Source organism: uncultured Campylobacter sp., from assembly GCF_937997595.1.
Taxonomy (GTDB): Bacteria; Campylobacterota; Campylobacteria; order Campylobacterales; family Campylobacteraceae; genus Campylobacter_B.
This window is the reverse complement of sequence record NZ_CALKTS010000131.1, coordinates 1-7,021: the sequence shown is the minus strand read 5'-3', so window position 1 is coordinate 7,021 and position 7,021 is coordinate 1. Positions and strand designations below refer to the sequence as shown.

General features: G+C 46.0%; 3 protein-coding genes and 1 pseudogene. 3 read left to right on the top strand and 1 reads right to left on the bottom strand.

Annotated elements, in window-relative coordinates; genetic code table 11:
* The first annotated feature begins 27 nt into the window (after positions 1 to 27).
* Together Q0614_RS04600 and lepA are read left to right on the top strand one after the other, a co-directional pair.
* A complete protein-coding gene (locus Q0614_RS04600) occupies positions 28 to 3,963 on the top strand; it encodes a hypothetical protein (RefSeq protein WP_298786869.1) in 3,936 nt (1,311 codons plus the stop codon).
* 387 nt (positions 3,964 to 4,350) lie between these two features.
* Complete coding sequence (gene lepA, locus Q0614_RS04595) at positions 4,351 to 6,147, top strand: translation elongation factor 4 (protein WP_298786868.1); 1,797 nt, start codon at positions 4,351 to 4,353, stop codon at positions 6,145 to 6,147.
* Positions 6,148 to 6,399: 252 nt separating this feature from the next.
* On the opposite strand, the gene Q0614_RS04590 is transcribed toward lepA, so the two are convergent.
* Complete coding sequence (locus tag Q0614_RS04590) at positions 6,400 to 6,528, bottom strand: hypothetical protein (RefSeq protein ID WP_298786866.1); 129 nt, start codon at positions 6,526 to 6,528, stop codon at positions 6,400 to 6,402.
* Between the two features lie 255 nt (positions 6,529 to 6,783).
* Between Q0614_RS04590 and Q0614_RS04585 the strand changes: the two are divergent.
* Positions 6,784 to 7,021: pseudogene (locus tag Q0614_RS04585) on the top strand (hypothetical protein); the annotation flags it as partial.

The window sequence follows — 7,021 nt, the reverse complement described above, 5'->3', positions numbered from 1 at the left end:
GCTCCTGCCGTGACACTAAGTTATAAGATGAGCTTAGATATAGGCGGCGGTCAGCGAGTCTTCATAGAGATGGATAGCGCTTCCGAGCTTGAATTATGCGACGCGACAAAGGTTTCTAAAAGCGTTAATATCCTACCTTTAAGCGGTTTGCAGGTAGTCAATAAGAATTTTAGTAAAAATGACGACGATGATAGACTATATACTCAAATCTCCGATAAGCCTTTCGATGCAAAACTTATCTTTAGACCGGATTATGAGAGCCAATTTTGTAAGGAGTATAACAATGAAACTGGTAAATGTACGGAATATATCGATGCTGCTGCAAATTCTCCTTACTTCAAAAAAGATCCAAATACCGGTAAGCTCATATATATCGGTAGCGAGGCCAGAAAACTTGAAAAATTTGGCTTGAGCGGTAAATTGTATTTATCCGTTGTCAGGGCGAGAAATGCCGCTACCACCTCGGATAAAATTGCCGATAGCGATAAGGGGAATAGCGCAGTTTACTCATGCCGATCCGTAACCGATTCCTTAAAAATTCCGTTTAAGATGAAGGACAAAACCGATTACACTATCGATAAGGAAATGGATTTTAAAGGAAAAAGTATTTTAGAGCTAAACGATATAGAGATAGGAGATGCGTATCAGGGTCTTACATTTATGCTTAGCTATCGTCCGGATAATCAAGTTGCCTCAGGATCCGATTTAGATCAGTATATAAAAAACAAAGATTTAAATAACAGCGATCCTAAGGCTTATTATTCGGAGCTCAAGAAATGGGAGCTTAAAAAGCGATATGGATATTGTGAGTCTGGTGAGAATTTCGGTTGGTGCAACACAAAACTAACTGCGGAGCAAAAGAAGGACATTTGGGAGAATAAAATACAACCGGAGTTGCAGAAGCTTGAAGATAATATAAAGGCTGCTAAAGATGAGTTCGGAATTCAAATGTCAAAAGACGGCTCGTTCCATATATGCGGTAGCGATAACTTCGTGCTTCGTCCTGCATATTTTAATGTAGATACAAAAGCGCTGAAGGATTCGGGCAAGTATAGTAAGATCGTAGATACCACCGCTAGCGGCGATATAACTAAAAAAGGTGATGGCTCCAGCGTACTTAATCCTAGTAATCTGCGCGTAGGTGGTGATTATACACAAAATGCAGATATCTTGGCTCATGTAATATCGGCCAGAAGCTATAGCGGCAACGGCGTACCTAACTACACAGCAGAAATTGGCGGGGATTTGGGCAATCAACGCTATCATCTACGTAAGAGCTATGGCGCGGATTCTGATGATACTCAAGATATATCAACCAAGATCCGCGGTATTCAAACCTACTTGCGTCCGTTTATATCTAATGAATGCGCGGCTAATGTCGCTACTCAATCCTATTATGTAGATAGAAAGAATGCTTCCACTACATTAAAACGTGGCGTTAAAGAAGATAGTTGTTATGGCGGTACCGCAGTGGAATATTCCGGTGCTAAATACAATGCCGAAACAGGCAAATATGAGATTGATCCGGAAGCCATCAAAAAAGGCTCTTTTGGCAAGAGCGATGATGTCTCGTGCGTATTAAATGGTACAAGTTCGAAATTCGACGCAGCATTTAGAAGAGTATGGGATAAAAACGCCATAAGCTTATGGGCAAATTTTAACGCTAGAAATATCGAAGAGACGGAGGGCGTTGCAAAATTTGATAGTAAAGGTCATGTTCAAGGCGCATATCTGATGACGCAGTCCAGAAAAGATCCTGCCGCAAAAGACATAAGCAACGGTATCCTCTATACTGAGGCTAACTACACTACTACGAAGCCTAAAACCGCTATGTACTATTTTAATTATTACAATGTAGGCGATGTTTTGGTTAGCGTATATGATAACTCATGGACAGATGCTTATTCCGATCAGACATATTCAAAGAAATGGAAAAGTGCTAAGTGTATTATCAATTCATCTAGCAATACTCCTAATGCTAAAGGTATGATAGGCTGCGACGTAGGTATGAGGCTTGCTGCTAACAAAGATAAAGCGATAAATGATAATATTGTATTGCGATACCGACCGGATCGTATCAGAGTATCTCTCACAAGCCTTGATAACGGCGTGACAAGGGGTGTAGGTGATAATAATATTTCGGGTGGAATATCTGCGTATACATATTTCAACGCTCCGGACATCGAAAACGATGTCGTAGTATATGCTGACGAAAATTCTAGCCAGAATTTAGCGGTGACGCATCAGATAAGTCAGCTAGCTAAGCTTAAGGTCAATGCAGTAGCGTATCTATCTGACAAAGTTTATAAGGATGTCATCGCTACGCTTTATGACGGATATAAGCAAGATGTTGGTGGTAAGTCTCAGGCCGTGTGTGGATTCTCAAGTGACTTTGACTTTAAGTTAAATTTCGGATTTGATTGCGCTAACAATAGTACCGATGGGCGTTGCTCCACAGCTACCGCTAGCAAGACTAGTAAAACTACGAATTATGCGCCATATCCTGATAAACCTGCCGTTAAATACGAGATCCCTAGCGATACGCAGTATTTTGCTAAAGATTCTGACGTATGCTTAGGCTCTACTGGATATGATAGCAGATGCTATAAATATAACGTAAGAAGCAGTAAGGGTTCTTCTAAAACTGATGAGATGCCAGACTGGGAGGAAGCCGCTTCTAGCGGTGATGCTGGTTATGGCTTACCTATACCGCTCAGAATAGCTCTTAATTACTACTCTGATGCTTCGCTAAGAGGCGGGCTTATCAATAGACCGCAAGGCGGTACGGGAATCAGGTATGACTCGAAGTCGGATCAATTTAGAATTTTGGCGCAAGGATTTAGAGAGGGGCAAACTCCTGACTCGACTGTATATTTCAACTTCGATAGAATGCATAAAACCCCTAGCACGCCGGTGCTTATCTACGCTAGTGACTTTGATATTCAAGACGGAACCGCTCTTAAGACCTTTGGAAAGTTTTGGCCATCGAAATTCGATAGCTCATACAAAGCTATCTCTGATACCGACTCTGAGGACTACAATAAAACCGATATAAAGCTGTCTAAGGAAGATTTCGATGTCTTTATTACTAGAAAGGTTAGCGAGACCAGAGCTGCAAGTAAGGCTGCTTATATAGCCGCCGCTAATTCTAATAGCAAAACTTACGCAACCGGCAAGACCGTTACAGATTATAGTGACAATGTAGGCACTTACGCCTTATTTGTCTATGGTACATCGTACGATAAAAGTTTGGGAGCTATAGTGCAGCAAGCTACTACTGGGACTCCAATATCTGTTCCTATTTATACGCAGATTTATTGTGGTAGAATTGATAAGTGTTCGAATATGCCTGCGCCTAATGAAAACCTTGCCTATGAAGCCCCGGTTGTGATTGATTCCTCGAATAATGTTAAAGCTTCGAATATATTTACCGTGCTAGCGGCTGAAGATCGTAGCTTGATTGATTTTACGAAATTTGTAGTAAATACAAAGGCTACTTTAAAAGATATAGGTGCAGAGTTTGTAAGCGCCTATGACAGTCTGGCTAAGGAAGGCGACGTAGAAGTAAATATTGGAAGAGAAAAAAAAGTAAAAAAGGGTAAAGAGAATATAACTATCAGCAGTAATGCGGCCGGTCATGCTACAATACGTATCATTACTAATCCATGGCTTATTCATACTCCAGCCTTAAATGATAAGACTATGTTTACTGCAAATGATGGAGGGGCCTACTCTAAAAAGTATCCAGGCGTACGACAGTATTATAATCCTCTTCGCGTACATATAAAGCAGTCTAAACCTACGGTCTGGGGCGGTGAAGGTCAAGTTAAATCGGGCATAGCGGATGACGTAGGATCGTTCGCTGGTGGTAGCTCGTCAGACAATAGTACTAGCGATACTTCGACTAGAATTCTAGATTCTGGCGATGTTCGCGATATCTACAATCAAAAGACCGATTGGTAGTATTTGCGTTAAGCTCGCAACATAAAGGCTAGCCTCCCGGCTAGCCTTTTTTTATGGGCGGAATTTTGGTTTTATTAGTAGCGGATCTTTTAAAATCCTACATTTCAATACAGCCGCAAAAATCAATTAGGAAAAACTACGCTCAATCCTCATCCTAAAATCCTACCGTGACAAAGCGCATTGCCAATAATGCTTAAAAGCATATCACTCAAAGCCGCATTATATCCCTCCTCTACCCCCCCAAAATTCCATTTCATAAAATTCCAATCCGCCTAGAGCTACCGTATAAATTTCGCCTCATAAATTCCATTCCTCCATTAGCCTATTTACCCGTTTTTAAATGAAATTTCGGCACAATGCGGCTTAAAATTTCATCAGGAAAGCCACTTGAAAACAAAAAATATCAGAAATTTCAGCATCATCGCGCATATCGACCACGGCAAATCCACGCTCGCAGACCGCCTGATTAGCGAGTGTAACGCCGTTGAGGCGCGCCAGATGAGCAGCCAGATCATGGATACGATGGATATCGAAAAGGAGCGCGGCATCACGATCAAGGCGCAGTCCGTGCGGCTCGAGTATGAGCTTGGCGGCGAGAAATACGTTTTAAATTTGATTGACACCCCGGGCCACGTGGATTTTAGCTACGAGGTCTCGCGCTCGCTGGCTAGCTGCGAGGGGGCGATCCTCGTCGTGGACGCGAGCCAGGGCGTGCAGGCGCAGACCATCGCAAACGTCTATATCGCGCTGCAGCACAACCTCGAGATCATCCCCGTGCTCAATAAAATCGATCTGCCCGCCGCCGATCCGCAGCGCGTAAAAGATGAGATCGAGCACGTCATCGGGCTGGATTGTAGCAGCGCGATCGAGGTCAGCGCCAAAACCGGCGCGGGCATCAAGGAGCTTTTAGAGGCGATAATCATTCGCATCCCAGCACCCAAAACGGACGACGCCGCGCCGCTTAAGGCGCTCATCTACGACAGCTGGTTTGATAACTACCTAGGCGCGCTCGCGCTTGCGAGGCTCTACGACGGCGTGCTGAAAAAGGGCGACGAAGTCTATATCATGGGTAGCGAGAACCGCCACGAGGTGCTCGATCTGATGTATCCCAACCCGCTCGCGCCCGCCAAAACCCGCGAGCTTAGCAGCGGCGAAGTGGGCATCGTAGTAATGGGGCTAAAAAACGTCGCCGACGTGCAGGTAGGCGATACGATCACGCTTTTTAAAAATCGCGCCGCCGCTCCCGTTGGCGGCTTTGAGAAGGCCAAGCCCTTCGTGTTTGCGGGCATCTATCCCGTGCAGACCGATAAATTTGAAGATCTGCGCGACGCTTTGGACAAGCTCAGCCTAAACGACAGCTCGCTTAGCTACGAGCCTGAAACGTCGCTCGCGCTAGGATTCGGCTTTCGCGTCGGGTTTTTGGGGCTACTGCATATGGAGGTCGTGAAGGAGCGGCTCGAGCGCGAGTTTGATCTCGATCTCATCGCCACGGCGCCGACCGTCACATACGCCGTGTATCTCACGGACGGTTCGTGCGTGCGGATACACAGCCCCAGCGAGCTTCCCGCGCCAAATTTTATCGAGCGCATCGAGGAGCCCTACGTCAGGGCGACCATCATCACTCCAAGCGAGTTTCTGGGCAATCTCATCAGCCTTTTAAATTTGCGCCGCGGCATCCAAACCAAGATGGACTACATCACGCCGGAGCGCGTCCTGCTCGAATACGACGTGCCGACAAACGAGATCATAATGGACTTTTACGACAAGCTTAAATCCTGCACCAAGGGCTACGCGAGCTTTGATTACGAGCCGATCGATTACAGGCGCGGCGATCTCGTAAAGCTCGACATCCGCGTCGCCGGCGAAGCGGTCGATGCGCTCTCGATCATCGTGCCCGCCTCAAAGGCCGAATCCAAGGGGCACGACCTCGTCAAAGCGATGAAGGAGATCGTGCCGCGGCAGCTTTTTGAAGTCGCGATCCAAGCAAGCATCGGCAACAAGATCATCGCGCGCGAAAACGTCCGCGCCATGGGCAAAAACGTGACCGCCAAATGCTACGGCGGCGACATCACGCGCAAGCGCAAGCTGCTCGAAAAGCAAAAAGAGGGCAAGAAGCGCATGAAGGCGATCGGCAAGGTAAATCTGCCGAGCGAGGCGTTTTTGAGCGTGCTGAAGATCGATTAAATTTATCGCGCGGGTGATCTAAATTTCATCTTTTTTCATCTTTTGTCGCGCGGTCGTAAAATTTGCTTTTAAATTTTAACGATCGCTCGGGCGTTTAAATTTAGCAGCTCGCCGTTCGGTATTAAATTTCATCTTTAAATTTCACGACCTTAAGAGGCGATTTAAATTTTATGACTGCACGGCTTTAACTATCGCTTGCCGCCTGAGCTGATACATTCGCTGCTGCGCGCCCATTTTGCGCCGCTTTAAGCTCTATTGCTCGCTGCTCGGTAGTAGAATTTCGCCGCTTGCCGTTAGGCTAAAATTTCGCCTTTCAAATTTAACATTCCGCGAGCGGTCTGAATTTTGCCGCCAGCCGATTATTGCGGTCGCGCCCGTCATCTCCTACAGTTGCACTCGCCGTGCCCGTCGCTTTCTGCAAAATTCTATCCGGGCGGCGTCCTGCTATGAAATTTTATCCGTTGCGACTTTATAAAATTTGATTAAATTTTACTGCGCGCCGCATGAAATCGTTATAGCGCAAGCGACAGCTAGAATTTATTTTGATAAATTCCATAGCCAAGCGCGGCGTATAAAAGAGAGCGCCGATAAATCCCGCAAAAGCGCTAAATTTATCGGCGCGGCAAAAGGAGAAAAATGAAATTTTTAGACCGCTTAGGCGTGGATAAGAGCAGCTTTATTGATCTATTTTCGGCGTGTTTAGGTTGCGGCGCAAGGGTGCAAGAGGCGGGCTCGAAGCTGATCGTAAAGAGCAGGCGCTGGTCTGTGGATCTAAAGCGCGGCGAGATCAGTTTCGGCGATGATGCGCCGCGCGCCTCTGGTATATTGGCAGCGAAGCAAACGCCAGCCGCACGTGGCTGTGGGGATACGAAAA

Coding starts and splice junctions, on each gene's coding strand:
- Q0614_RS04600 (WP_298786869.1), top strand. CDS start 28: ATGAGCTTAGATATAGGCGGCGGTCAGCGAGTCTTCATAGAGATGGAT.
- Q0614_RS04590 (WP_298786866.1), bottom strand. CDS start 6,528: ATGACGGGCGCGACCGCAATAATCGGCTGGCGGCAAAATTCAGACCGC.